The following is a 24,642-nucleotide window of genomic DNA, read 5'->3' on the forward strand; positions in this document are numbered from 1 at the left end:
CCACCCAAACTTAGCCCAATACTGCCAACATCGGTCAATTATCAATCAAGCACCGTCAGCCGATGGCGATTTTTGTTGATAGTCGCCTGCCCAATGCCTTTGACCTTTATCAGCTCATCAACGCTGGCAAAATTACCATATTCAGCACGATAATCCACAATCGCCTGTGCCGTGCTTTGTCCAACCCCAGTTAAGCTGATAAGCTGTGCCACCGTTGCCGTATTGATATTGATTTTGGTAGATTTGGCAGCTTGGTTGCCAAGTGCCTGATAGGCAGCGTGGACATCGCTATAGCACTGATTGCCCAAAGCCGTGGTTATCGTGCCACACGCCAGCACACCCATCAGCAATATCTGCCAGACTCTCTGTAGCAGCACATTAGGCGGCAGAGTATGGCAGGCGGTGTTTTTGTTATAGTCCTGATTTTTTGGCAGCATTCCAATAATCATCTTTGGTTTGTAAATCGCAGGTGGTCATCTCAAGCCCAGTCGCCGCCACCTGATCTTCAACAAAAGCAAAGCGGCGGCGGAATTTGCCTGCAGCGGACTGCAATGCCATCTCGGCATCTACACCCATATGCCGTGCCAAATTGCTAAGCACAAACAAACAATCGCCCAGCTCATCGCTGATGCGTTGGCGTTGCTCATCGCTTAGTTTGTCTGCTTGGTAGTTAAATTCTCCACAAGGCAGCACTTGTTGCAATTCGGTGATTTCCTCGCCAAGTTTGTCCAAAACGCCTTGTAAATTTGTCCAATCAAAGCCCACACTTGCCGCTTGGCTTTGTAGAGCCTGTGCCTGCATCAATGCCGTGCCAGCTTTCACATTGGATAGACGGCGGATAGGCTTGCCCAAAGCCTGCCAATGTGCATTCTCTTGGCGTTTTATCTCGTCCCAGCGACGTTTCACCGCTTCATCATCTGCCAGATTTTCTTTGTCAAACACATGGGGGTGGCGGCGAATCAACTTATCCTGCAACGCATAAATCACCTGTGCCATGTCAAATCGTGCCGCCTCGTCATACAATTTGGCATGAAAAATCACCTGAAGCAGCACATCGCCCAACTCGCCTTTGAGGTTTTCGGTGGCAAAAGCTGAGCCATCGTCCGTCTGAATCGCCTCAATTAGCTCAAAAACCTCCTCGATGGCGTACTTTTGTAGGCTGTCATTGGTCTGCTTAGCGTCCCAAGGGCATTCGGCACGCAGACGCTCCATCAAAGCAAGCAAATCATTAAAATCACTGGTTGGTGTCATCGTATTATCCAAAAACACAAGATTATCAATAAGCCAGCTGTCATGTGCCAGCGATTGATGGTTGGGATTTTAACCCATCATCAAGCGTTTGCCAACTTCTTGCCAGTTTATATTGTCAATAATTATACGCCGCCTGATCCATCAGCGTATCAAGGCAAAATTTTACCTTGCAAATCACAAAGCCCAGCCGAAACTGGGCTTGTTAATTATACTAATTAATGTGCCAAATCTGCAAACAATGCCGTGGACAGATAACGCTCGCCTGATGATGGGATTACCACCACAATCAGCTTGCCTGCATTTTCTGGGCGTGCTGCCAGTGTCAATGCTGCCGATACTGCCGCCCCTGACGAAATGCCCACCAGCAGACCTTCTTTGGCGGCCATATCTCGTGCAACACGAAACGCATCTTCATTGGCAACGGTCAGCACTTCGTCATAAATATCGGTATTTAGCACCGCTGGCACAAAGCCTGCACCAATGCCCTGAATTGGATGCGGCCCTTTTTCGCCACCAGACAATACAGGCGAGGCAGCTGGCTCAACCGCCACCACTTGCACGGCGTTGTTTTTGCTTTTTAGCACTTCGCCAACGCCTGTTACCGTACCACCTGTGCCAACACCTGATACCAAAATATCCACCTGTCCATCGGTATCTTCCCAAATTTCAATGGCGGTGGTATCACGATGCACTTGCGGATTGGCAAGGTTGTCAAACTGGCGTGGCATAAAATACCCCTCTTGTGCCGCCAACTCATTTGCCTTGGCAATCGCACCGCCCATACCTTCGGCAGCTGGTGTCAGCACCAAAGTCGCCCCATACGCACGCAACAATGCACGACGCTCAAGGCTCATGCTCTCTGGCATGGTAATCACCAAGCGATAACCTCGTGCTGCACAAACCATCGCAAGCCCAATGCCTGTGTTGCCAGATGTCGCCTCTACGATGGTTGTGTCCTTGTTAATCAAGCCTGATTTTTCGGCATCATCAATCATTGCCAACGCAATGCGGTCTTTTACCGAACTGGCTGGATTGAAGTACTCAAGTTTTGCCACCACGCGTGCGGGTAAATCTTTGGTTAAGGCAGACAATTCAACCAAAGGCGTGCGTCCGATAAGCTCGGTGATATTACTGGCGATTTTCATAGATACTCCTTGTGTTATTGGTTGGGCAAAGGTTGGCATCGCCATCGGTGAAGCACCATTTGCCCATGCAGTCATGATTACTATAACAAATTTTATTGGCATTTTATACACCCATTTCGGCAATTATTAGTCCAATATCAGCTATGGTTATTCTGATTATGAAATATCCAGCAACATCGCCACATTGTCCCTTGCTGTGCTACAATATCAAGATAACCGTCAAGCAAGGAAATTTTCATGAAAACTTTTGAACCAATAGCCATCACCTGCTTTAAGGCCTATGATGTGCGTGGCGAGCTGGGCGTAAGCCTTGATGAGTGTATCGCTTATCGCATTGGTCGTGCATTTGCCCAATTTCTCGGTGAACAAACCTGCCAAGACACTGCCACCATCGTGGTCGGTGCCGATATTCGCCCCTCCAGCGAAACCCTAAAAGCCGCTGTGATTGACGGCATTACCGATGCAGGCATTGATGTGATTGATTTGGGCATGACAGGCACAGAAGAGGTGTATTTTGCCACCAGTCATTATCAAGCCATCGGTGGCATCGAAATCACCGCAAGCCACAACCCCATCAACTACAATGGGCTAAAAATGGTGCGTGAACACTCTCGCCCCATCAGTGCAGATACAGGGCTTGCCCAAGTGCAGGCACTGGCAGAGAGTGGGCAATTCACCACGCACCCAAAAGGCAAAATCACCCAGCTTGCCAGCAAAGATGCCTATATCACCAAGCTGATGAGTTTTATTGACACAACCAAACTCCACCCCCAAAAAATCATCATCAACAGCGGCAACGGAGCAGCAGGGCCTGTGGTGGACGCACTCGAATCGCAACTGATTGCTGCCAATGCACCGATTGAGCTTATCAAAATACACCACACGCCTGATGGCAGTTTTCCAAACGGCATTCCAAATCCGATGATTGTTGCCAATCAGGCAACCACACGCGATGCTGTACTGGCTCATCAGGCGGATTTTGGCGTGGCTTTTGATGGTGATTTTGATCGCTGTTTTTTGTTTGATGCCAATGGTCGCTTCATTGAGGGCAGTTATGTGGTCGGTATGCTGGCAGAGGCTTTTTTGCAAAAACACCCCAAGCAAACCATCGTCTATGACCCACGCGTGATTTATAATACCGAAAATGTCGTCTCTCGCTTGGGTGGCGTGGCTGCCCTGTCCAAATCAGGACACTCATTCATCAAGCAAGTCATGCGTGATGAACAAGCTATCTATGGCGGCGAAATGTCAGCACATCATTATTTTAAGGAATTTTTTTATTGCGACAGTGGCATGATTGTTTGGCTGCTGGTCAGTGAGCTATTGTCCAGCACTGGCAAATCATTGGCGACTTTGGTTGATGACTATATTGCCAAATTCCCAAGCTCAGGCGAGCTAAATTTTCGCTTGGGTGGTCATGATGCCACAAGCATTATCACAAAACTTGAACAACTGTTTGCCAATGAAAATCCCAGCAAAAACACGCTTGATGGACTAAGTTTGGATTTTGGCAAATGGCGGTTTAATCTGCGTTCGAGCAATACCGAGCCACTGATTCGGCTAAATATCGAAAGCCGTGGCGACAAGGCACTGCTTGCCCAAAAAACTGCCGAGCTGGTGTCATTTTTGCAGCAGCATGGAGCGGCTTCCGCCGACCACTAAGCTTGGCAAAAACAACCCTTGTATATCAAGGGTTGTTTTATAAATACACCACCTTGGTTAAGGTTTTAGTTTATCGCCCACCAAGCCTTTGATGGTGTTCAAAATATCCGCAGGCAACACCACCGTCTTGGCATTATCCGACTGTGCCATGTCATTCATCGCCTTGATATATTGTTCGCCCAATAAATATACCGCAGGCATTTCTTTGCCGTCCATCGCCTGTGAGATAAGACGGATAGACGCTTCAGAGCCTTTTGCCAGCACCACTTGAGCTTCGGCATCACGGCGTGAGGCCTCAAGCCTACCATCAGCCTCCAAGATAGCTGCTTGCTTTTGACCATCGGCACGAGTTACCATCGCACGGCGTTGGCGTTCGGCAGCTGCCTGCTCCTCCATTGCCAATTGCATGGTTGCCGATGGTTTAATGTCTTGAATTTCAACGGTTTTTAGGGTGATGCCCCAGTCGGAAATATCATCGCTGATGGCGTGTTTGAGCTGTGCCTTGATCTGATCACGGCTAGACAAGGCAGCGTCCAAATCCATCTCGCCAATAATAGAACGCAAGGAAGTTTGTACCAAATTACGAATGCCGTGTTCATAATTTTCGATGCCATAGACAGCGTGCTCAGGCTGGACAATATTGATATACGCCACCGCATTGGCAATGATGACGACATTATCCCGAGTGATGACCTCTTGGCTTGGAATATCCAGCACAATGTCTTTGGTGGTAACTTTGTACGCGACATTATCCACATAAGGAATAATAAAATTCAGTCCCGGCTCTAGCGTCTGGTGATATTTGCCCAGACGCTGAACGATCCATTTTTCGCCTTGGGAAACCATTTTTACCCCTTTATAAATGGTAAATACCACCAAGGCAATCAATACCAACAATACACTGCCAAATTCCATCATCATTCTCCCAAAATTACTTATAAATAACTTAAATTTATCCAAACAATTTGACTTGTGGGTTATTTTTTGGCGACCACCAACTCATTGCCCATGACCGCTGTTACCACCACTCGCTCGCCAACAGCGATTGGCTGACCGTCATCACTGCGGCATCGCCATTGGTCAGCACCCACTTTTGGCACGGCAAATCGCACCACACCCAAGCCCTCTGGGGTAATTGCCGAGACAATCATGCCACTTTCACCGATAATCACCGCACCGCCCAAGCCTGCTTTGGTGCGTGTTTTGATTTTTGGCTGTATCAGGGCAAACCACAATACGCAAGCGATAATTGACAAAACAAGCCAAATCACAACCTGCATTATCAATCCCACTGGCAACAGCCATGCCAACAATGCCGTCAGCAATGCCGCCACACCAAACCACAAGGCAGCAAAACTTGGCAAAAATAGTTCAACGGTTATTAACAACAAACCAATTATTACCCAATGCCACGGTTGCAAATTCATACCAATTCTCTACTATGTCCAATTTACTGCAACGCCGCCAATGCCTGCACAGGCAAAGTAACCACATCAAAAGCAACCGCCAGTGGCAAAAGCAATAATTTACCTGCAGCCAACGCTCCTGCCTTGCCATCAGCCCTGCTGCTTGCTTGCGTGTAGATACTGACGCTATAAGGGCGTGTCAGCGGTGTAAACTTGCTGCGTAATAAGTCAAAATTGCTCACCTGCGGATAAACTTCGCCTTGCACAGCAATCTGAAAACAAAACCGCTGGGCGTTCATACGAGTATCTGAGGCATTGGAGCATTCACTGGCTTTGTTTTGCAGCAAAAATTGCAAATCTTGGTACTGCAAATCTTGTTTTAGGCGAGCATAAGACAGCTCAATCGTGCCTGCAAACCGACCATCATTATTGGCAGAATAAAAGGCAAGCTGATTGTTCACCGTGATGTTTTTTGGCTCTAGTGTGCTTAACAATGCAACCAATTGTGTGCCACCTTCGGTCAGAACATAGCTGTTCGTCTGACCGACAATCACCACCGAATCATTGGGCAAATTTGCCGTGCTGGCAGGGCGAGCAAACGCCACAACCTTATCAGCAACAAGCTCTACTTTTGTGATGTTTTGCTTTGAATCATTCATCAAACTTGTGGTTGCACAACCTGTCAGCAGCGTCAAACCCAAGGCAATCAAGGCAGATTTAATCAAGATAGCACAACTCATTACCACTCCTTATAACGATAAAATATATTATTGAGAATAAATATCAAATGCAAATGAAGCAGATTTATCCTAGTATCGATTATAAAACATCATTGAGCAAAATACAAATAAGCCCAAACTATCCATCAATCTTGGTCTGTGAAATTGTCCAAGCAAAACCGACATTTACCAGCATTAATAGCAACAGCACCGCCAATGGCAACTGCCAATCACCCTGCCACTGATACAGCCAACCGAGCAAAAATGGCCCAAAAAATGCAATGCTATAACCTATCGCCTGTGCCATGCTTGATAAATCTCGTGCCATCTCGGCAGTGGTGGTTTTTAGCGAAAACATCATCAGCGACAGCGTAAACACCATCGCACAGCCCAAGCCCATCAGCACCGACCACATCAGCATCTGTGTAGGCATAAATAATAAGCCTGCCACCGCCAGTGCATTCATTGAGGTGCCGACAATCGCCAATAATCGCACCGACACGCCTCGCCTCATCAGATAAGTCAGACCAATAATTGCAGGCAATGCCATCAGCTGACACACCAGTGCCAAACGCACCGCCTGCTGCAATGTCGCCCCATAAGACATCACAATCGCTGGCAAAAAGCTGGCAATACTATAAAATAACAAAGACTGCAATCCAAGAAACGCTGCCAAATGCCACGCTTGATGATTTTGCCACACAGAATATCCTGTGCCAAATTCCGCCCCATCTGCCACAGTAGGCTTATCGGCAAATCGCCACCAAATCAGTGCCGCCGCCAGCGAAAATACCGCCCAAAAACTCATCGAAACCCGCCAGCCCCAATATTCAGACAATGGCACAACAGCCCACGCACCCACGCCTGCCATTGCCGACATACCCAAGCTAAACACCCCTGTGGCAACGGTGATATGACCAGCTGCGTGTTGTTTGATAAACGGGGCAATCAACGCATTTAGCATACCAATGGCAAAAGATAAAATCAGCGTGCCTATAAATAATACCGTCGCCCCAAACCAGCTGCGAGTCGCCACCCCCATCGCAAGCAGCAGTGTCATCACAATCATCATGCGATGCAGCCCAAAGCGTCTTGCCAATCGTGCCGACACCAATGCCCCAAAGGCAAATAACGGCATGGGCAAAGCACCAAGTAGCCCTATCATCGTTGTTGTCAAGCCAAGCTCTGTCGCCACCATTGGTGCCACCGAGCCAAGCATCACCAAAGGCGTTCTCATATTCACGGCAGCCAATATCAAGCCGACCAGCAGCACTGGCAAACAAACCCGAGAAATCACCTGATGGGCAGTCATGATAATTTATCCAAATCAATCAACATAAATACAAAACCCACCAAAATGGCGGGTCTTATCACCTAAGCAATCAACCAGCAACAGGCTGATATTGATAAAGCAGGCTGGCGGATAAGCCAGCCACACGTCTAGCATATCGTCAAGCGGTGTGTCTTATTGCCATTTTCTAAGCAGCAACGAACCATTGGTACCGCCAAAGCCAAAGCTGTTTGACAACGCAAATTGCAAACCCTCCACCTTGCGTGCCGTGTGAGCAATATAATCAAGTGTACAAGCTGCGTCTGGATTGTCCAAATTAATGGTCGGTGGCAGCAATTGGTGCTGTAGTGCCAGCACTGTAAAAATCGCCTCAACCGCCCCTGCGGCACCAAGTAAATGCCCCGTCATGGATTTGGTTGAGCTCACCAAAATATCACCGCCAAATAGTCGCTCAATCGCCTGACTTTCGGCAATATCACCCTGTGGCGTACTGGTGCCATGGGCATTAATATACCCAACTTCTGCTGCACTCACGCCTGCATCAGCCAGTGCTGCCGCCATCGCACGCATCGCCCCCTCACCTCCTGCCGCTGGGCTGGTGATGTGGTTGGCATCATCACTCATGCCAAACCCTACCAACTCAGCCAAGATATTAGCACCGCGTGCTTTGGCGTGTGCCAAACTCTCCAAGACCAACGCCCCAGCACCATCTCCCAGCACAAAGCCGTCTCTGTCTTTGTCAAACGGTCTGCTGGCACGCACTGGCTCATCGTTGCGTGTGGATAAAGCGTGCATCGCCCCAAAGCCTGCCATGCCAAGCGGTGTTGAGGCTTTTTCGCTGCCGCCAACCAGCACCGCATCACAATCACCATAAGCGATAAGTCTCGCTCCCAAGCCGATGGCATGCGTTGAGGTAGTACAAGCTGTTGCTGTCGCCAAATTCGCCCCTTTGAGCTGATGTCGCATGGCAATCAGCCCTGCTGGCATATTGACAATTGTCCCAGGAATGATAAATGGCGAGACTTTTTTTGCCCCATGCTCGGTGAGTGTATCACGGCTACTTTCAATGGTCTGAATTCCGCCAATGCCTGAGCCCATCACCACCCCGAACCGCTCACTTGGCACATTGACAGGCAGTTCATCGCCAACAATATCTGTTGTTAGCCCAGCATGGTGCAATGCCTGAGCTGCCGCCACTTGTGCATAATGCACAAAAGTATCAAAACGGCGTGCTTCTTTTGGGTTTAGGAAGGCTTTGGCATCAAAATTCTTCACCAATCCTGCAATCTGCGAGCGAAATTCATCAATCACCACCGCCTTATCATCAAAGCCCTGCAAGCGACTAATGCCACTGACCCCTTGGCTAAGATTTGCCCAAATTTCATCAAGGCTGTTACCCACAGGGGTCAAAGCCCCCATGCCTGTAATGACAACGCGTTCGGCATCGCTTTTTTCAAAATAAGCACGCTTGGCTTGGCTTGATGGCTGTGTCATGCTACATATCCTACTTGGTGAATGGTTGAAACTTTATCATAAAACAACAAACTGGCTTATCTTAGCATGAATTAGTATAAATTTACAGTTTACAGTTGTATTTTTTAGCCTCGTGGGTGATGGGCAGCGTGTAGCTGTTGTAATCGAGTGCTGGCAACATGGGTATAAATCTGCGTGGTGGACAAATCACTATGTCCCAATAGCAGCTGCACACTGCGTAAATCCGCCCCATGATTCACCAGATGCGTGGCAAACGCATGACGCAAAGTATGTGGCGAGATGGCAGTGCTAATCCCTGCTGACAAAGCGTATTTTTTGATAATGTGCCAAAAATTATGCCGCGTCATATAACCGCCCTGCTCGGTCAAAAATACCGCCTGACAGTCTTTTTTGCCAAGCAAAAAATTAGCACGCACCTGTAAATATGCCGCCAATGCCGCTTGAGCATACTCACCAAGTGGCACCAGTCGTGCCTTGCCACCCTTGCCCACAACGGACAACCACCCTGCGTTTAGGTTTAGATTCTCAAGCGACAAGCCAACCAGCTCACTGACTCGCAGCCCACAAGCATACAGCACCTCAAGCATTGCTTTGTCCCTTAAGCCTCTGTCAGTGGTCGTATCGGCAGCATTGAGCAGGGCGTTTACATCTTGTTCTGAGAGTGTTTTTGGTAACGATTTGCCAAGTTTTGGTGGCTTGATGCCCTGACAAGGATTGTCCGTACGCACGCCTGTTTCGATTTGCCACAAAAAAAACTGCCGCAAACTTGCCAAACTGCGTGCAATGGATCGTTCAGATTGGTTTAATTGCCTTAATTTTGATAAATGTGCCTTCAGCTCACCTGCCTCCCAAGAAGCAACGGGGGTATCAGACAGGCGAATGCACAATCGCAAATCTTGGCTATAGGCATTGCGTGTGGCTGTCGATAGCCCTTTGGCAAGCATCGCCGCACGAAACTGGCTAAGATAATCAGGATCGTCATCATAAATAATGGCGGCAGGTTTTCTGGGGGATAGGGCTTTCATGCCGATTTTTTTTGTACAAGATAGCGATAACTGCCCTCGCTTAACTGCTCTTGGACAAGCAACTGATGCCCCAAATGACGGCAAAAATTTGGAATATCACGCATGGTGGCAGGGTCGGTGGCATGAATTTCGATACACTCGCCTGCTGCCGCTTGCCGCATGGTTTTGTGCAGGAGCATGACAGGCTCTGGGCAGATTAGCCCTGTGGTGTCCAAAGTATGATGAATGGTTGTCATTATTTTACCCAATAGCTCGCCAGTTTGCTTCTCATTGCTAAGTTAGCAATGAAGTTTGCTTAACTTTGATTTTATTTATACTAATAACTGTATTTTTGATGAATTAATAGAATCTACCCATAATGCCGCCACAATCCCACGCTTGGACTGTCTGCCGATGTCATGTGTCCAATCACTTCTCATCTGGCAGTGATGGCTGGTCGTTATTGGTATTTTCTGTTAAGAATTTTAAAAATTTATTTAAATTTACACGAAACAAAAACGGCATACCCAGCCAAGCAATCATCGCCAAAAATACCGCCATAAAAAACACCTTGTCAGCACCGAATATCAGCCCACGAAACAACGCCACAATCAATAAACCCACACCTATGGCAAGGATTAAAAACAAAATTGACGGCTGCATCACTCGATAACGCAACAACAAAAAACTGTGATACAGGCTAATCGGCATCGTCAAGGCAATCAACCCATAGGGCAAATAATGAAACGCATAATACACCCATGCGTTGTTTGCCAATGCAGGCAGACTTGCCAATGTACCAAGCACACAAAAGCAAATCACCGCCAAAAGCACCAAGCGTACCGCCAAATTTCCCTGCTTGATAGCCTTGGTAAATGTTTGAATAATCAGTGTTTGCTGCATAATAATCCTTGAGACCAATTTGTCAAAGGGTTGCTATTAAGGTGTAAGCGGCTATTTGTTACTTGGTTTGTAACTGCTGACAAATACCGCAAATTCTGGCTGGCGATAATAACTGTCAATCAACAAACACGCTGCCACATCATCAACTGGCTCATAAGGCGAAGCAATCCAGCCTTGTTGCAGAGCGATGGCTTTGGCATCTTGTGAGCTTAGCCGTTCGTCATAAACAAACACCGCCACCGCCTGACGACGCTCGGCAAGCTGATGAGCCAATCTACGAGCGAATTTGTGTGCCCGCTTTGAGAGCATCGATTCTGTGCCGTCCATATTCAGCGGCAAGCCAACCAGCACCTCGCCAATGCCCCACTGCTTGATGATACCAAGCAAATTATCCCAGTCGGGCTGCCCATTATTCATCGCCAAAATATCAAAGGGGCGTGCATCGCAAGTTAGGCTATTGCCCAGTGCCATGCCCATTTTTTTTACCCCATAATCCAAAGCAAGAATCAAAGTTGCTGTTGTCATCACGCATATCCCAAATTGGCAGCCAATCGCTCAGGCTTAATGCCCATCTTGGCATAGCAAGCAGCCAACCTGTCAGCAAATGGTGTCAAAAATAAGGTTGGCAAATCAGCAGGGCAAATATACCAATCGCCTGCACAAACTTCTGCTTCCAATTGTCCCTTGCTCCAGCTGCAATGCCCCATACACAACAAATAATGCGACAACTCGCCAAATGCCAAATGTTGCAAAATGTCCTTGCTGGTAGTCAGACAGACATTCTCAGCAATTACAAACGAAGACTTAAAATCAGGCTGACCTGTGTGCAACACAAACCCTGCCTCAATTCGCACAGGCCCACCATCAACGGCAGGCGTATTCATCATCTGCTGACTAACAGGCAAATCCAAATCAGCAAGCAACGCACCCACGCTGTTTGGCAGTGGCTGATTGACCACAAATCCCCACGCACCCTCTTTGGTATGCCGACAAATATAGACCAGCGTATCCACAAAGCGATCATCTTGCAACTGCGGTGTCGGTATCAAAAAATGATGGTTCAACTTTAATAATGCTTGATTCATGGGGCTTTCCTGCCTTGCTTTGATGGCTCGGCAGGTAAATTGGCAGTCAGCTCATCAGCATGACGGATGTCAGCCAGCAGGCTTTTTACATGGGCTCTGGTAGCATCGGTAATATTCACCCCGCCTGACATACGAGCCAGCTCATCAATCTGCTCTTCGCCTGTGATAATACGCATATCACTGACCGTCTGCTCACCATGCTCCTTATGTACCAAGATATGCCGATGTGCTGCCGCTGCCACTTGTGCTTGATGCGTGATGGCAAGCAGTTGCTGGTGCTTGCCCAAGGTTCGCAATAACTCACCAACCACTTGGGCTGTGCCACCACTGATGCCAACATCAACCTCATCAAAGACCAAAGTTGGTCTTGCACCGCCATCGCCCGATGCCATCACCTGCATTACTAGGGCGATACGAGACAGCTCTCCCCCTGATGCCACCTTGTGCAAAGGCTGTAGCGGCATACCAACATTGGCACTGAACAACAACGCAATCTCATAAGTGCCTTGTGCATTATACTGCTGTTCTGGTTTTTTATTAAAGGCGAATTCACAGCGAGCATTGGGCAATGCCAAGGGCAACAGCCTTGCCTCCAGTCGCTCACAGACATCGGGTGCGTGGGCGATTCGTGCCTCGTCAAGTGCTTCGGCTGCCTGCAGATACGCTTGGTACGCCGTCTGCACTTGAGCTTCAAGAGTGTCGTTATCAGGCAAATTATTGAGCATATCCAGCTCTTGTTGCCAGTTGGTAGCATCAGCAATCAGTTCCGCAATTGGCGTATGATACTTGCCAGACAAGCGATGTGCCAAACCAAGCAGCGTATCCAACTCATTGAGCCTTGCCTCATCTGGCAGTTGCTGATCGGCATAATTAACCAGCTTGGCGGTCGCCTCTTGGATTTGCTCTTGTGCCAATGCCAAAAGCTGACTGCATTCACCAAAAGTCTTGTTCGTGCTGTGATTATCACAAATCCGCATCGCACGCGACAACAAAGATGCAACAGACGGCGTATCGTCATCGCTATCAAGCAGCGTTGCCGCCTGCAAAGCCTCTCTCATCAGCTGTTCAAGGTTACAAAGCTCATCATGCTCGGCTTCTATTTGCTCAAAATCCACCGACAACAGCGGCTCAATATCTGCAATTTTTGCTGATAATAACGCCATGCGGTCAGCCCGTTGTGCCGACTGACTGCGTGCCTGCTCTGCTTGCTTTTTTAGCGATTGATAGCTGTCAAATGCCAGTTTGCTTTGTTGTTTTAATTCACCAAAGCCACCAATCTCATCAAGCCACTCAACCACAAACTGAGGTTTTAATAGCTCAAGCCCTGCGTGCTGACTGTGGATATTGACCAAAATCGCCCCAAGGCTTTTTAGTTCGCTGATGCTCGCTGGCACGCCATTTATCCATGACTTTGAGCGTCCCTGACTGCTGATTTTGCGACGAATGAGCAAAACAGGCTCATCAAGCGTGCGATCATGTTCGGCAAACCATGCCGCAACTTTCTGATTGCCACTGACATCAAACTCACCAAAAACACTTGCCTCATCACAGCCATGCCGCACCATGCCACTATCAGCACGCTCACCTGCACACAGCGATAATGCGTCCAAAATCAATGATTTACCCGCACCTGTCTCGCCTGTGATGACATTAAATTTCTCATCAAAGCTGATTTCTTTTTCGTCAATCAATGCCAAATTTTGTAAAGTCAGTGAAATAAGCATAGCCAATCTCTATCCGTCATCAACCCTCTATCATAATCAAACAGCACCCATTTGGCAATGATAAAAATGTTACCAAGCTGCTTTGTTTTTGGCAAGACAACAAACAAGCTGGGCGTTTGCTGAAAAATTGGCAAAATAAACACGCTGCCAAATACAGCAGTCAGCCAAACCCAAAAATAAAACCATCTGTATCAACAAATGGTTTTGGGTGGTTATTTTTTGTCTCGTGCCTTGAGGACTTTTTTGACTTTATCGCGTGCACGAGCTTGCTTAAGCGTGGACAAATAATCCACAAACAGCTTACCATTTAAATGATCCATCTCATGCTGGATACATACCGCCAATAGCCCATCAGCTTCAACATCAATCTTTTGACCTTTGTCATCCATCGCCTCAATTCTGACACGGCTGGGACGCTCGATGGTGTCATACACCTCAGGGATTGATAGACAACCCTCCTGATATGGAGCCAGCTCATCAGTCAATGGCGTAACGGTAGGATTGATAAACACCTGTGGTGCAGGATTATCGGCATCTGCTGACAAATCCATAACAATCACCTGCACATGACGATCCACCTGCGTTGCTGCAAGCCCAATGCCTCGTGCATCATACATGGTCTCAAACATATCAGCAACCAGTGCTGTGATACTCTCATCAATGTCTGCCACAGGCTTGGCAATGGTACGCAAGCGTGGATCAGGATAGGTCAAAATTGGCAATCGTGCCATCGTCTCATCTCGCTATTTGGTTGCAAAAAGTTTATTATAATCTAAAATCACCACAAACAAAACCAAATTCACCAAAACTGTGCCACTTGGTAATTTGTCATCGCTTATTTACCTGCGGAGATTTGTCATGAAATACCCAAAAACAGCCATCTATCTTGGCATTGGCATTTTGCTTGGTGCTTGCCAAAGCTCACCTACCATCAGCACCATCACTGCCAATACAGATGCCAATGGTTGCCTAAGCACGGCAGGATTTCGCTACTCGGCACTGCAACAAAAATGCGTACAGCCCTTTAATGCAGCGACTTTTCACTTTGCTGACAACGATGATGGCACACTTTCGGTGTATGTTATTTTGTCTGAGGACAAACAGCTGGCGGAAGTCTTTGCCAACAACCTACCACGCCCTCTCATACTACAAGCCAACAAAGGCGGCTATGTCTCCGATGATGGCAAAATACGCCTGATTTATGCACAAAATCGCTGGCGATTGACAGGTCGCTAAGCCCATTATGCCTTTGGCACATAGCCTTGCGGTTTTTCGTAATCAGCATTGTCCAAGAATTTATCTCGCTGCTCATTCAAAAAGGCTTTGGCAGCAGGGTCTATCATGCTTAGATGATTTTCGTTAATCAGCATGGTTTGTAGCTCCAGCCATTCTTGCCACGCTTTGGCTGATACTGTTTCTTGAATTTGCCGACCTTTGTCATTGGGAAATGGCGGATTTGGCAATTTTGGCAGATTTTGTTTATATTTACGACAAAAGACCATGTGGTCTGCTGGATTAAAAGTTTGCATAAAATTTCCTTGATGATGCGATGTAATGATTATAGCAGATTTTGCCTATTGGCGTGGTAAATTTGCCACCCTTTCCAAATCATGCAACAATTCATGTTACAATAACCAAGCTGGCAGACATTGGCAAGAATTTTTGCCGACAATCAATCTGTCTTAATAAATAATCCACCCAACCAAAGGAGCAATGATGGGCAATCGACTCTCAAAAATTACCACACGCACAGGTGATGATGGCACAACGGGCATGGCTGATGGCAGTCGCTTATCCAAGTCGGATTTGCGGTTTGATGCCATGGGGGCAGTTGATGGATTAAATGCTCAAATCGGTCTGCTGCAAGCTCATCTGGCTCAAAAACTGCCAACAGTGTGTGATGAGATTGGCATTATTCAGCACAAACTGTTTAATATCGGTGGTGAGATTGCCCTGCCAAATCATGCCGAAATCGGCTATGTTGCCATCACTACAGATGATATTGCAACCGTTGAACGCTGGCTAGAACAACACAACGAACCTCTGCCCTATTTACAAGACTTCATTCTGCCTGCAGGCTCTGTTGCCACCGCTCAGACCCATGTGGTGCGTGCCAGCTGCCGTGATGCCGAGCGGCTGCTTGTACGCCTATCTGAACGAGATGGCAACATTAGCCATGCCAGCAAACAATACCTAAACCGCCTGTCTGATTACTTATTTGTGCTGGCTCGTGTGGTTGCCAGACTAGATGGCGGACAAGAGGTACTTTGGCAAAAATAACCAACAAGCTGCCTTTCGGCGGCTTTTGTTTGCAGATCTGGCATGGCTTTGTGGGAGCAAGCTGGCAAAGCGTGTTTATACCGCAAGATCTGCCAAATCTCCTTTGGTCTCAAGCCACTGCTTGCGATCTGCCGAACGCTTTTTGGCAAGCAGTTTGTCCATAATGCTGTTCGTGCTGTGTATGTCGTCCAAATCCAGTCGCACCAACTTACGCGTATCAGGATTCATGGTGGTTTCACGCAGCTGATTGGGGTTCATTTCACCCAAACCCTTAAAGCGGGTGATTTGCGGTTTTTTGTTGCCAAGTTTGGCAAGCACCTGCTCTAGTTCTTCATTGTCAAGTGCATAATGCACCTCTTTGCCTGCATCCACGCGATACAAAGGCGGCACAGCAACATACAAATGCCCCGCCTCAATCAACGCAGGGAAATGTCTGACAAATAACGCACAAATCAAAGTCGCAATATGCAATCCATCACTATCGGCATCTGCCAAGATACAAATCTTATCATACCGCAGCTCGGACAAATCATCAGAGGCAGGGTCGACACCGATGGCGATGGCAATATCATGAATCTCTTGGCTAGACAGCACCGTATCGGACGACACCTCCCAAGTGTTCAAAATCTTGCCACGCAATGGCAAAATCGCCTGAAACGCATTATCTCGTGCCTGCTTGGCACTGCCCCCTGCTGACTGCCCCTCAACCAAAAACAGCTCGGAGCCTTCTTTTAAGCCACCACGACAATCCCACAATTTACCGGGCAAGGCAGGCCCTTGGGCGACTTTTTTGCGTGCCACTTTTTGGGCGGTTGCCAGTCGTTTCGTTGCCTTACTAATCACAAGCTCGGCAATGGCTTTGGCACTGTCTGGGTGCTGATTGAGCCACAGGCTAAACGCATCTTTGGCAAGTGTCTGCATCAGCGGTGCTGCCTCACGGCTGGACAATCGCTCCTTGGTCTGCCCACTAAACTGCGGCTCGACAAATTTTAGCGACAAAATATAGTTCACGCCGTCCCAGACATCTTCGCCTGACAGCTTGACATTGCGAGGCAACAGATTATGAATATCACAAAACTCACGCAACGCCTCCAGCACCCCTGTTCGCAATCCATTGACATGCGTCCCACCTTGGGCAGTAGGGATAAGATTGACATAACTTTCGGTAACGGGCGTACCCCCTTCGGCAAGCCATGACAAGGCAAAAGTTGCACCGCCTCTTTCACCTTTGGCAGGCTCAACGCTAAAATAAAATGGCTCATCGGGCAAAGCAGGCAGCCCATCAAGCTGCTCGGTCAGATACTGCACCACACCATCACTAAACTGCCAACTTTCGCTGTCGGCAGGATCAATCTGACTGATAAAGTCTATCTGCAATCCCGTGCAGAGCACCGCTTTGGCTTTTAGGTTGTGCTTGAGTGCTTTGATGGCAAACTTTGGATTGTCAAAATATCGTTCATCAACCCAAAATTGCACCTTTGTGCCACGCTTTTTTTTATTTGCCGCCTTATCAGCCAATAATGGCGTAACAGCTTGCCCTTGCTCAAACAACATACGATGTTCAAGCCCATCACGCCACACCGTAACCGCCACTTTGGTTGATAAAGCATTCACCACGCTGATGCCCACACCGTGCAAACCGCCCGAAACCTGATAATTATCCGTGCTAAATTTACCGCCAGCGTGTAATCGTGTCAAAATCAGCTCAACACCCGATTGGTTAAATTCAGGGTGAATGTCGGTCGGCATACCCCGCCCATCGTCCTCGACAGACAGCGAGCCATCAGTATGTAGCACCACAGTAATATGGCGTGCAAAACCCGCCAAGGCTTCATCAACCGAGTTATCAATGACCTCTTGGGCAAGGTGATTGGGTCGTGTGGTATCGGTGTACATACCGGGACGGCGGCGTACAGGTTCAAGCCCCTCTAGGACTTCTAATTTTTGGGAAGTATAAGCACTCATGGCAATCAATCTACAAAAAAATTACCGCCATTGTACACCAAAGATGATAAGTTGGGCAATGGCAAAGCCGTGATTACCACCATCAGCCCTGCCAACCTTGTGTAAATTTTTTCAATTCAACAGCTGTGGTTATGTAGATTTATCAATCATCATGTAGCCGCCAATTTTTATTATTGATACGCCATGCTTGTTATAATGCAGCATTTATTAGTGCTAATATTTCAAAAATTATTTAGTTTGTTTTAATTATTATGCCAATTCTAGCAGCAATCAACTCTTTATTTATCTTAACAAAGCAACCACTTGCACAAAATCAATCTGCCCTATCTGATGGTGCATTTCGTGCATTTGCCCATCAAGGTTCTGCTGTCAAATGCCAAAAATTTATATTTTAAAATTTAAAAATATTGGTTAATAATTATTCAAAAAATCAAATTACAATCTTGCGATAATTTACCCATTATTATCACAAAAATTCCCATAAAATCGCCCAAATTATTAATATTTTCTTAAAAATAAATCATAACATCAGCTATAATTTTGGCACAAAGCGCATGGCAAATAACGCCACTTACTCAAAACCTACTCAAATTCTCTGCACCTAATTATCTTGGCAAATTTACCAACGCCAAAACCCAATTTAGCACCGTTGCCACCTGCTTGTCATAATCACTCATGCGATGGTCGCCACCTGCCTGTGCCAATACCGCCACCCCACAAGACTGATAAAAGGCTTGCGTGGCGGTAGCGTCCAACAGCTCATCAGCCATTTTTAGCAACACTTTGATTTTATTTGGATTTTTTGCAATCAAGCGATGATTTTCAAACCATGCCAAATCTGCAAATTTAATCTGCCAACCGCCTGAGGTACGATAAATTACCGTCTCATCAGCCAGCGGTTGCCCATCAAAATGATTTGCCAAAAACCGCCGAAAACTCAAATCTGGGCGGATACTCGGATTGAGCAATACGCACGGCACGGCGGTCATGTCGCTTAATAAATTGGCAAAATAACCGCCAAGCGATGAACCAACCAGCACAGTATCCTTGCCATCGCCGATCAACTCAACCAAAAGTGCCACCACCTCATCAGGCGTGCGATTTAGGTCAGGTCGCAGCACTGTGATATCTGGGTAGTGTTCTTGGCAAAATTGATGGGTAATTTGAGCCTTAGTAGCATTGCTATCACTGTCCAGTCCGTGCAGATAAATCAGTTTCAAAACCACACCTTTTTCATTAACAAACTAGCCAACAGTTTATAACAAAATAAGCATAAAATCAAAGCCTTCGGCAAAGTGCCAAAAGACAACATTCTCTTTAACCAGCCCAAGTCATTTGGTAAGAAAATTTGATAAATATTAAAATTTTTATATGCAGTCAGTTTTTGGACTATTGCCAAATCGCCAATTTGCGTTTATAGTAAGCATTTCATCAATCAATCGCCAACCATGCCACAAGTTGAACTTTTTGCCATCGACAACCCCTGTATCAGCATTTGCCAAATGAACAAAAAAGGCTACTGCATCGGTTGTCTTCGCAATCGCAGTGAGCGACAACGCTGGCACACCATGAGCGATGACGAAAAACATCGAGTGCTTGTTTTACTTGCCCGTCGTCGCAGGCAGATTCATGAGCATTTGCGTCAAAAAGCACAGCCACAGATTGAATTGGACTTTGTTGGCACACCAAACCAGCTTGAGATTTTTTAAAGCCAGCAGCCCAAGTTATCATGTTGGCAAACAAAACCCCCATTCTGTAAGAATGAGGGTTTTTTCTCATGCCAATGGCTACTTGGGCAGTATTTGCTTACCTTTTACGCCTTGGCAAATTGCTAATAAACCAGCAATCACACTCTGCGATTGGTTAATTTGGCGACCGCAGATCGTGCACCCAAAACACTGGCAACAAAGGTCAATAAAGTACTAATCAACCAAAACAAACCTGAATACAAAGCGGCTTTGCGTGCTGTTTCTTCTGCGGTTTGCAGTGCTTGTTCCGCTTTTAGCTTGGCATCAGCGATGGCTTGTTCGGTACTTGCTCGATACTCTTGATAAGAAGTCATCGCCACCTTGCGCACTTGTACAGCCTGAGCCTCGCTTAAGCCTTCATTTTGCAAGCGGTTAATCAACTCATCGCCTTTTAGTACAGTTTCAACTTCGGCCGCACGCTGCTTGGCGTATTCATCAATATTTTTCCAAGTATCAATGTTACCAAAATCCATTTTGGCAAGGTCGGCTTTGGTCTTGTTCACCATGCCTTCTAGAACATTAACAGTTGCCGCCACCTGTGCTTGATCAAAGCTGTCATTATTTTTTGCAACCCAAGCCTCAATATCTTCACGGCTGATATTGCCCGTTGCTTTTTGGTACAGCTCTTGTGCTTTGTTGGCAATCCCTCCTTCACTTGAGGCATTCACTGCCACCGCTCCTGCACCTGCTACAGTTGCAGTTGTTGATGCCACCGCTCCTGCAGCGTTGCCAATCATGCTTGCTGTACCGCCAACAGCATTACCAGCGGTCTTTACCACACCTGTGATGCCATTAAATGCAAAAACCGAGCTGATTACCACAATTGCTGCCGCGGTCAAAATCCCAGTCAGCGTTGCATCTTTGGGTGCGATATCTGTACCATCACCAAACAAAGCCTCTGGTGCTGATGACTTGACTGCAAAATACCCCGCCACAAAAGCACTTAACAATGCCGTCAATGCTGCATAAATACCTGCGGCAATGCCTGCACCACGCAAATCTAATGATAAAAATGAACTAAGCACCAAAGCCAAGGCAAGCATAGCCATTGATACCACAAGACCCATCAACAGGCCTGCAAAAATCCCACGCCAAGATGGGCGTCTGCCAGTCAGTGTAAGATTTTTCATTAATCTCTCCGATAAAATCTTAAATTCTAATCCAAACACAGTTTATTAAACTGATGAATTATTATACATACTATAATTGTATCCTTCACCACCCATCTCGTCGTTCCTTCGTAACCCTCTGTAACCCCCTGTAACAACAAACCCCCTCCATCACTCGATGAAGGGGGTTTAAATAAGGATGCTGACGATGACCTACTCTCACATGGGCGAACCACACTACCATCGGCGCTAAGACGTTTCACTTCTGAGTTCGGGAAGGGATCAGGTGGTTCCATCTTGCTATTGTCGTCAGCGTAAAAGGATTAACAACGCTGTTATGAGTCTGTTATTTGCATTTAACTTGTTTTGTTAAAATCAATTCAAGATATTTTCTTTATCAAGCTTATTAGGTAAAATCTTTACACTTATTCATACTAAACCACTTGGGTGTTGTATGGTCAAGCCAAACGAGCAATTAGTATTGGTTAGCTACATGTATCACTACACTTCCACACCCAACCTATCAACGTCGTAGTCTACAACGGCTCTTTAGGGAAATCTTATCTTGAGGTGGGCTTCCCGCTTAGATGCTTTCAGCGGTTATCCCATCCGAACATAGCTACCCGGCAGTGCTACTGGCGTAACAACCGGAACACCAGAGGTTCGTCCACTCTGGTCCTCTCGTACTAGGAGCAGATCCTCTCAAATTTCCAACGCCCACGGTAGATAGGGACCGAACTGTCTCACGACGTTCTAAACCCAGCTCGCGTACCTCTTTAAATGGCGAACAGCCATACCCTTGGGACCTGCTTCAGCCCCAGGATGAGATGAGCCGACATCGAGGTGCCAAACACCGCCGTCGATATGAACTCTTGGGCGGTATCAGCCTGTTATCCCCAGAGTACCTTTTATCCGTTGAGCGATGGCCCTTCCATACAGAACCACCGGATCACTAAGACCTACTTTCGTACCTGCTCGACTTGTGGGTCTCACAGTTAAGCGCGCTTTTGCCTTTATACTCTTTGAACGATTTCCGACCGTTCTGAGCGCACCTTCGTACTCCTCCGTTACTCTTTAGGAGGAGACCGCCCCAGTCAAACTACCCACCATACATTGTCCTTGATGTTGTTACATCTAAGTTAGAACCCCAACATAACCAGGGTGGTATTTCAAGGTTGGCTCCATGGCAACTGGCGTCGCCACTTCAAAGCCTCCCACCTATCCTACACAAGTTAGGTCAAAGTTCAATGTAAAGCTGTAGTAAAGGTTCACGGGGTCTTTCCGTCTAGCCGCGGGTACACAGCATCTTCACTGCGATTTCGATTTCACTGAGTCTCTGCTGGAGACAGCGCTGCCATCATTATGCCATTCGTGCAGGTCGGAACTTACCCGACAAGGAATTTCGCTACCTTAGGACCGTTATAGTTACGGCCGCCGTTTACTGGGGCTTCGATCAAGAGCTTCGCATACGCTAACCCCATCAATTAACCTTCCAGCACCGGGCAGGCATCACACCCTATACGTCCACTTTCGTGTTTGCAGAGTGCTGTGTTTTTAATAAACAGTTGCAGCAGCCTGGTATCTGCGACTGCCAACAGCTCAAAGAGCAAGTCTTATCACCATCAGCAGCGTACCTTCTCCCGAAGTTACGGTACCATTTTGCCTAGTTCCTTCAGCAGAGTTCTCTCAAGCGCCTTGGTATTCTCTACCTGACCACCTGTGTCGGTTTCGGGTACGATTTGTTTATGACTATCGCTTAGAAGCTTTTCCTGGAAGCAGGGTATTTGCCACTTCGCCAGTAAACTGGCTTGCTATCAGATCTCAGTAATAGTCTAGCGGATTTGCCTACTAAACCTACCTACATCCTTCCACCTGGACAACCAACGCCAGGCTGACATAACCTTCTCCGTCCCTCCATCGCATCATAAACAAGTATCGGAATATTAACCGATTTCCCATCGACTACGCCTTTCGGCCTCGCCTTAGGGGTCGACTCACCCAGCCCCGATTAACGTTGGACTGGAACCCTTGGTCTTCCGGCGAACGGGCTTTTCACCCGTTTTGTCGTTACTCACGTCAGCATTCGCTCTTGTGATACCTCCAGCATACCTTACAATACACCTTCACAGGCTTACACAACGCTCCCCTACCACTTAATTGAAACAATTAAATCCGCAGCTTCGGCTCCTAGTTTGAGCCCCGTTACATCTTCCGCGCAGGCCGACTCGACTAGTGAGCTATTACGCTTTCTTTAAAGGGTGGCTGCTTCTAAGCCAACCTCCTAGCTGTCTGTGCCTTCCCACATCGTTTCCCACTTAACTAGGAATTTGGGGCCTTAGCTGGCGGTCTGGGTTGTTTCCCTCTTGACGACGGACGTTAGCACCCGCCGTCTGTCTCCCGGATAGTACTCTTGGGTATTCGGAGTTTGCATCGGTTTGGTAAGTCGGGATGACCCCCTAGCCGAAACAGTGCTCTACCCCCCAAGGTATTCGTCCGAGGCGCTACCTAAATAGCTTTCGGGGAGAACCAGCTATCACCGAGTTTGATTAGCCTTTCACCCCTATCCACAAGTCATCCCCTACCTTTTCAACGGGAGTGGGTTCGGTCCTCCGGTGCCTGTTACGGCACTTTCAACCTGCTCATGGATAGATCACTCGGTTTCGGGTCTATACCCTGCAACTAAAACGCCCTATTAAGACTCGGTTTCCCTACGCCTCCCCTACACGGTTAAGCTTGCTACAGAATATAAGTCGCTGACCCATTATACAAAAGGTACGCCGTCACCCGACCACTTAATCGTTCTGCTGTTGTGCAAATTGCGATTTAATGCGGTTCATTAAGAAAGTTCTTATGCGACCATTATTTTTAATGGTTCGCTCTCGCTTTCTTGCCACCTGCTCGTTGATATAGGCTTCACAATAAACTATTTGCCATTTTCTTGCTCTGGTTGAGTAAGTTGTGCCATTATTATGATTAACAATTCTTTGTTTTAAATTGGTGGTAAAACCAACATAAAACTCATCATGATTGTCAATATTTTGTATGACATAAACATAATAAAAGTTCATGCTATCCTCAAAACGATTAAGTGGTCGGGCTCCGACTGCTTGTATGCACACGGTTTCAGGTTCTATTTCACTCCCCTAACAGGGGTTCTTTTCGCCTTTCCCTCACGGTACTGGTTCACTATCGGTCAGTCAGGAGTATTTAGCCTTGGAGGATGGTCCCCCCATCTTCAGACAGAATTTCTCGTGTTCCGCCCTACTTAATATGTTAAAATTGCAGTTTCGCATACAGGACTATCACCTACTATGGTTGGCTTTCCCACGCCATTTTGCTACTACAAATCTAATCGGCTACTCCCCGTTCGCTCGCCGCTACTTGGGGAATCTCAATTGATGTCTTTTCCTCGGGGTACTGAGATGTTTCACTTCTCCCGGTTCGCCTCATAAAATAAATTATGATACCTAAGTTATCTTAGGTGGGTTTCCCCATTCAGAAATCGCCGGGTCACAGGATATTGCCACCTCACCGACGCTTATCGCAGGCTATCACGTCTTTCATCGCCTCTGACTGCCAAGGCATCCACCATGTGCACTTCATTACTTGACCATACAACCCCAAATAGTTTGTTGTCGTATGGGTAATGTGTAACGATTCACCTATGTTTACGCTTGATTCAGTTCTCTTTACTTTGTATTGATTGCTCAATACTGGTTAATTATTTGTTGGAATAAATAATTAACCCAGACTCATTACATGTTGTTAAATAATGTTATAAACTTCGTCAGTTTATAGATAGTTTCTACATTAAGTAGAAAGAAGAAATCTTCTAAAAGATTGCTTATTTCTAATT

General features: G+C 47.0%; 23 protein-coding genes and 2 rRNA genes. 4 read left to right on the forward strand and 21 right to left on the reverse strand.

All coding sequences use genetic code 11. The annotated features are described in order from the left end of the window. Positions 1 to 41: 41 nt before the first annotated feature. The 3 genes from EL162_RS01920 to cysK all read right to left on the reverse strand — a co-directional run bounded on the left by EL162_RS01920 (position 42) and on the right by cysK (position 2,396). The gene (locus EL162_RS01920) at positions 42 to 449 is read right to left on the reverse strand and encodes a ComEA family DNA-binding protein (protein WP_227543423.1); all 408 of its coding nucleotides are present in this window, start codon (positions 447 to 449) and stop codon (positions 42 to 44) included. Further along, complete coding sequence (gene mazG, locus EL162_RS01925) at positions 412 to 1,251, reverse strand: nucleoside triphosphate pyrophosphohydrolase (protein WP_126329710.1); 840 nt, start codon at positions 1,249 to 1,251, stop codon at positions 412 to 414. Before mazG ends, EL162_RS01920 begins: the two co-directional genes overlap by 38 nt. Before the next feature lie 215 nt (positions 1,252 to 1,466). Next, positions 1,467 to 2,396 carry a cysteine synthase A gene (gene cysK, locus EL162_RS01930; protein WP_076555552.1) on the reverse strand — a complete coding sequence of 310 codons (930 nt, stop codon included), beginning with the start codon at positions 2,394 to 2,396 and terminating at the stop codon, positions 1,467 to 1,469. Between the two features lie 237 nt (positions 2,397 to 2,633). On the opposite strand from cysK, the gene EL162_RS01935 reads away from it, so the two are divergent. Then, positions 2,634 to 4,058: a phosphohexomutase domain-containing protein gene (locus EL162_RS01935; protein ID WP_126329712.1), complete on the forward strand. Its 1,425-nt coding sequence runs from the start codon at positions 2,634 to 2,636 to the stop codon at positions 4,056 to 4,058. 57 nt (positions 4,059 to 4,115) lie between these two features. Here EL162_RS01935 and EL162_RS01940 read toward each other — a convergent pair whose 3' ends face one another. From EL162_RS01940 to def, 12 genes are all read right to left on the reverse strand, one after another. Next, entirely contained in the window at positions 4,116 to 4,973 is an 858-nt protein-coding gene (locus EL162_RS01940; protein WP_076555550.1) for an SPFH domain-containing protein, read from the reverse strand. Positions 4,974 to 5,035: 62 nt separating this feature from the next. Then, complete coding sequence (locus EL162_RS01945; protein WP_076555549.1) at positions 5,036 to 5,485, reverse strand: NfeD family protein; 450 nt, start codon at positions 5,483 to 5,485, stop codon at positions 5,036 to 5,038. A 23-nt stretch (positions 5,486 to 5,508) separates the two neighbouring features. After that, positions 5,509 to 6,204 carry a YidX family protein gene (locus EL162_RS01950; RefSeq protein ID WP_076555548.1) on the reverse strand — a complete coding sequence of 232 codons (696 nt, stop codon included), beginning with the start codon at positions 6,202 to 6,204 and terminating at the stop codon, positions 5,509 to 5,511. Positions 6,205 to 6,322: 118 nt separating this feature from the next. Continuing rightward, on the reverse strand, positions 6,323 to 7,495 hold the full coding sequence (locus EL162_RS01955; RefSeq protein WP_126329714.1) for an MFS transporter: 1,173 nt from the start codon (positions 7,493 to 7,495) through the stop codon (positions 6,323 to 6,325). Between the two features lie 153 nt (positions 7,496 to 7,648). Then, entirely contained in the window at positions 7,649 to 8,968 is a 1,320-nt protein-coding gene (gene fabF, locus EL162_RS01960; RefSeq protein WP_126329716.1) for a beta-ketoacyl-ACP synthase II, read from the reverse strand. Positions 8,969 to 9,072: 104 nt separating this feature from the next. Beyond that, complete coding sequence (gene xerD, locus EL162_RS01965) at positions 9,073 to 9,993, reverse strand: site-specific tyrosine recombinase XerD (RefSeq protein ID WP_126329718.1); 921 nt, start codon at positions 9,991 to 9,993, stop codon at positions 9,073 to 9,075. Beyond that, a complete protein-coding gene (gene tusA / locus EL162_RS01970) occupies positions 9,990 to 10,229 on the reverse strand; it encodes a sulfurtransferase TusA (RefSeq protein ID WP_076555544.1) in 240 nt (79 codons plus the stop codon). Before tusA ends, xerD begins: the two co-directional genes overlap by 4 nt. A gap of 172 nt (positions 10,230 to 10,401) precedes the next feature. Further along, positions 10,402 to 10,875 carry a hypothetical protein gene (locus tag EL162_RS01975; protein ID WP_227543424.1) on the reverse strand — a complete coding sequence of 158 codons (474 nt, stop codon included), beginning with the start codon at positions 10,873 to 10,875 and terminating at the stop codon, positions 10,402 to 10,404. A 51-nt stretch (positions 10,876 to 10,926) separates the two neighbouring features. Then, positions 10,927 to 11,400 carry a Holliday junction resolvase RuvX gene (gene ruvX, locus EL162_RS01980; RefSeq protein ID WP_126329720.1) on the reverse strand — a complete coding sequence of 158 codons (474 nt, stop codon included), beginning with the start codon at positions 11,398 to 11,400 and terminating at the stop codon, positions 10,927 to 10,929. Beyond that, complete coding sequence (locus tag EL162_RS01985) at positions 11,400 to 11,960, reverse strand: YqgE/AlgH family protein (protein ID WP_126329722.1); 561 nt, start codon at positions 11,958 to 11,960, stop codon at positions 11,400 to 11,402. Before EL162_RS01985 ends, ruvX begins: the two co-directional genes overlap by 1 nt. After that, positions 11,957 to 13,684 (reverse strand): DNA repair protein RecN, encoded by a 1,728-nt coding sequence (gene recN / locus EL162_RS01990; protein WP_126329724.1) that lies wholly within the window; start codon positions 13,682 to 13,684, stop codon positions 11,957 to 11,959. Before recN ends, EL162_RS01985 begins: the two co-directional genes overlap by 4 nt. A gap of 212 nt (positions 13,685 to 13,896) precedes the next feature. Next, entirely contained in the window at positions 13,897 to 14,415 is a 519-nt protein-coding gene (gene def / locus EL162_RS01995; protein ID WP_076555540.1) for a peptide deformylase, read from the reverse strand. Positions 14,416 to 14,542: 127 nt separating this feature from the next. On the opposite strand from def, the gene EL162_RS02000 reads away from it, so the two are divergent. Further along, a complete protein-coding gene (locus EL162_RS02000; RefSeq protein WP_197718987.1) occupies positions 14,543 to 14,920 on the forward strand; it encodes a hypothetical protein in 378 nt (125 codons plus the stop codon). A 5-nt stretch (positions 14,921 to 14,925) separates the two neighbouring features. Here EL162_RS02000 and EL162_RS02005 read toward each other — a convergent pair whose 3' ends face one another. Next, positions 14,926 to 15,213: an oxidative damage protection protein gene (locus tag EL162_RS02005; protein WP_076555538.1), complete on the reverse strand. Its 288-nt coding sequence runs from the start codon at positions 15,211 to 15,213 to the stop codon at positions 14,926 to 14,928. Positions 15,214 to 15,400: 187 nt separating this feature from the next. Between EL162_RS02005 and EL162_RS02010 the strand changes: the two genes are divergently transcribed. Further along, positions 15,401 to 15,964, forward strand: a complete 564-nt coding sequence (locus EL162_RS02010; protein ID WP_076555537.1) for a cob(I)yrinic acid a,c-diamide adenosyltransferase — start codon at positions 15,401 to 15,403, stop codon at positions 15,962 to 15,964. Between the two features lie 75 nt (positions 15,965 to 16,039). Here the strand turns inward: EL162_RS02010 and parE are convergent, their stop codons facing one another. Together parE and EL162_RS02020 are read right to left on the reverse strand one after the other, a co-directional pair. Next, entirely contained in the window at positions 16,040 to 17,929 is a 1,890-nt protein-coding gene (gene parE, locus EL162_RS02015) for a DNA topoisomerase IV subunit B (RefSeq protein ID WP_126329726.1), read from the reverse strand. Between the two features lie 605 nt (positions 17,930 to 18,534). Beyond that, positions 18,535 to 19,149 carry a YqiA/YcfP family alpha/beta fold hydrolase gene (locus EL162_RS02020; protein WP_076555535.1) on the reverse strand — a complete coding sequence of 205 codons (615 nt, stop codon included), beginning with the start codon at positions 19,147 to 19,149 and terminating at the stop codon, positions 18,535 to 18,537. A 228-nt stretch (positions 19,150 to 19,377) separates the two neighbouring features. Between EL162_RS02020 and EL162_RS02025 the strand changes: the two genes are divergently transcribed. Further along, positions 19,378 to 19,638: a DUF1289 domain-containing protein gene (locus EL162_RS02025; protein WP_076555534.1), complete on the forward strand. Its 261-nt coding sequence runs from the start codon at positions 19,378 to 19,380 to the stop codon at positions 19,636 to 19,638. A gap of 137 nt (positions 19,639 to 19,775) precedes the next feature. On the opposite strand, the gene EL162_RS02030 is transcribed toward EL162_RS02025, so the two are convergent. From EL162_RS02030 to EL162_RS02040, 3 genes are all read right to left on the reverse strand, one after another. After that, on the reverse strand, positions 19,776 to 20,807 hold the full coding sequence (locus tag EL162_RS02030) for a hypothetical protein (RefSeq protein ID WP_126329728.1): 1,032 nt from the start codon (positions 20,805 to 20,807) through the stop codon (positions 19,776 to 19,778). Positions 20,808 to 20,986: 179 nt separating this feature from the next. After that, positions 20,987 to 21,100, reverse strand: a 5S ribosomal RNA gene (gene rrf, locus EL162_RS02035). A 140-nt stretch (positions 21,101 to 21,240) separates the two neighbouring features. Further along, positions 21,241 to 24,398, reverse strand: a 23S ribosomal RNA gene (locus EL162_RS02040). Positions 24,399 to 24,642: the final 244 nt, after the last annotated feature.

Source organism: Moraxella cuniculi, from assembly GCF_900637105.1.
GTDB classification, from domain to species: Bacteria; Pseudomonadota; Gammaproteobacteria; order Pseudomonadales; family Moraxellaceae; genus Moraxella; species Moraxella cuniculi.

What these genes read in the sequence shown, in the direction of transcription:
- EL162_RS01955 (WP_126329714.1), bottom strand. Translation starts at nt 7,495, where the DNA reads ATGACTGCCCATCAGGTGATTTCTCGGGTTTGTTTGCCAGTGCTGCTG.
- xerD (WP_126329718.1), bottom strand. Translation starts at nt 9,993, where the DNA reads ATGAAAGCCCTATCCCCCAGAAAACCTGCCGCCATTATTTATGATGAC.
- EL162_RS01935 (WP_126329712.1), top strand. Translation starts at nt 2,634, where the DNA reads ATGAAAACTTTTGAACCAATAGCCATCACCTGCTTTAAGGCCTATGAT.
- EL162_RS01985 (WP_126329722.1), bottom strand. Translation starts at nt 11,960, where the DNA reads ATGAATCAAGCATTATTAAAGTTGAACCATCATTTTTTGATACCGACA.
- EL162_RS02000 (WP_197718987.1), top strand. Translation starts at nt 14,543, where the DNA reads ATGAAATACCCAAAAACAGCCATCTATCTTGGCATTGGCATTTTGCTT.
- EL162_RS01945 (WP_076555549.1), bottom strand. Translation starts at nt 5,485, where the DNA reads ATGAATTTGCAACCGTGGCATTGGGTAATAATTGGTTTGTTGTTAATA.
- parE (WP_126329726.1), bottom strand. Translation starts at nt 17,929, where the DNA reads ATGAGTGCTTATACTTCCCAAAAATTAGAAGTCCTAGAGGGGCTTGAA.
- cysK (WP_076555552.1), bottom strand. Translation starts at nt 2,396, where the DNA reads ATGAAAATCGCCAGTAATATCACCGAGCTTATCGGACGCACGCCTTTG.
- EL162_RS02005 (WP_076555538.1), bottom strand. Translation starts at nt 15,213, where the DNA reads ATGCAAACTTTTAATCCAGCAGACCACATGGTCTTTTGTCGTAAATAT.
- def (WP_076555540.1), bottom strand. Translation starts at nt 14,415, where the DNA reads ATGGCACGATTGCCAATTTTGACCTATCCTGATCCACGCTTGCGTACC.
- EL162_RS02025 (WP_076555534.1), top strand. Translation starts at nt 19,378, where the DNA reads ATGCCACAAGTTGAACTTTTTGCCATCGACAACCCCTGTATCAGCATT.
- fabF (WP_126329716.1), bottom strand. Translation starts at nt 8,968, where the DNA reads ATGACACAGCCATCAAGCCAAGCCAAGCGTGCTTATTTTGAAAAAAGC.
- ruvX (WP_126329720.1), bottom strand. Translation starts at nt 11,400, where the DNA reads ATGACAACAGCAACTTTGATTCTTGCTTTGGATTATGGGGTAAAAAAA.
- EL162_RS02010 (WP_076555537.1), top strand. Translation starts at nt 15,401, where the DNA reads ATGGGCAATCGACTCTCAAAAATTACCACACGCACAGGTGATGATGGC.
- mazG (WP_126329710.1), bottom strand. Translation starts at nt 1,251, where the DNA reads ATGACACCAACCAGTGATTTTAATGATTTGCTTGCTTTGATGGAGCGT.
- recN (WP_126329724.1), bottom strand. Translation starts at nt 13,684, where the DNA reads ATGCTTATTTCACTGACTTTACAAAATTTGGCATTGATTGACGAAAAA.
- EL162_RS01940 (WP_076555550.1), bottom strand. Translation starts at nt 4,973, where the DNA reads ATGGAATTTGGCAGTGTATTGTTGGTATTGATTGCCTTGGTGGTATTT.
- EL162_RS02030 (WP_126329728.1), bottom strand. Translation starts at nt 20,807, where the DNA reads ATGAAAAATCTTACACTGACTGGCAGACGCCCATCTTGGCGTGGGATT.
- EL162_RS01920 (WP_227543423.1), bottom strand. Translation starts at nt 449, where the DNA reads ATGATTATTGGAATGCTGCCAAAAAATCAGGACTATAACAAAAACACC.
- EL162_RS01975 (WP_227543424.1), bottom strand. Translation starts at nt 10,875, where the DNA reads ATGCAGCAAACACTGATTATTCAAACATTTACCAAGGCTATCAAGCAG.
- tusA (WP_076555544.1), bottom strand. Translation starts at nt 10,229, where the DNA reads ATGACAACCATTCATCATACTTTGGACACCACAGGGCTAATCTGCCCA.
- EL162_RS01950 (WP_076555548.1), bottom strand. Translation starts at nt 6,204, where the DNA reads ATGAGTTGTGCTATCTTGATTAAATCTGCCTTGATTGCCTTGGGTTTG.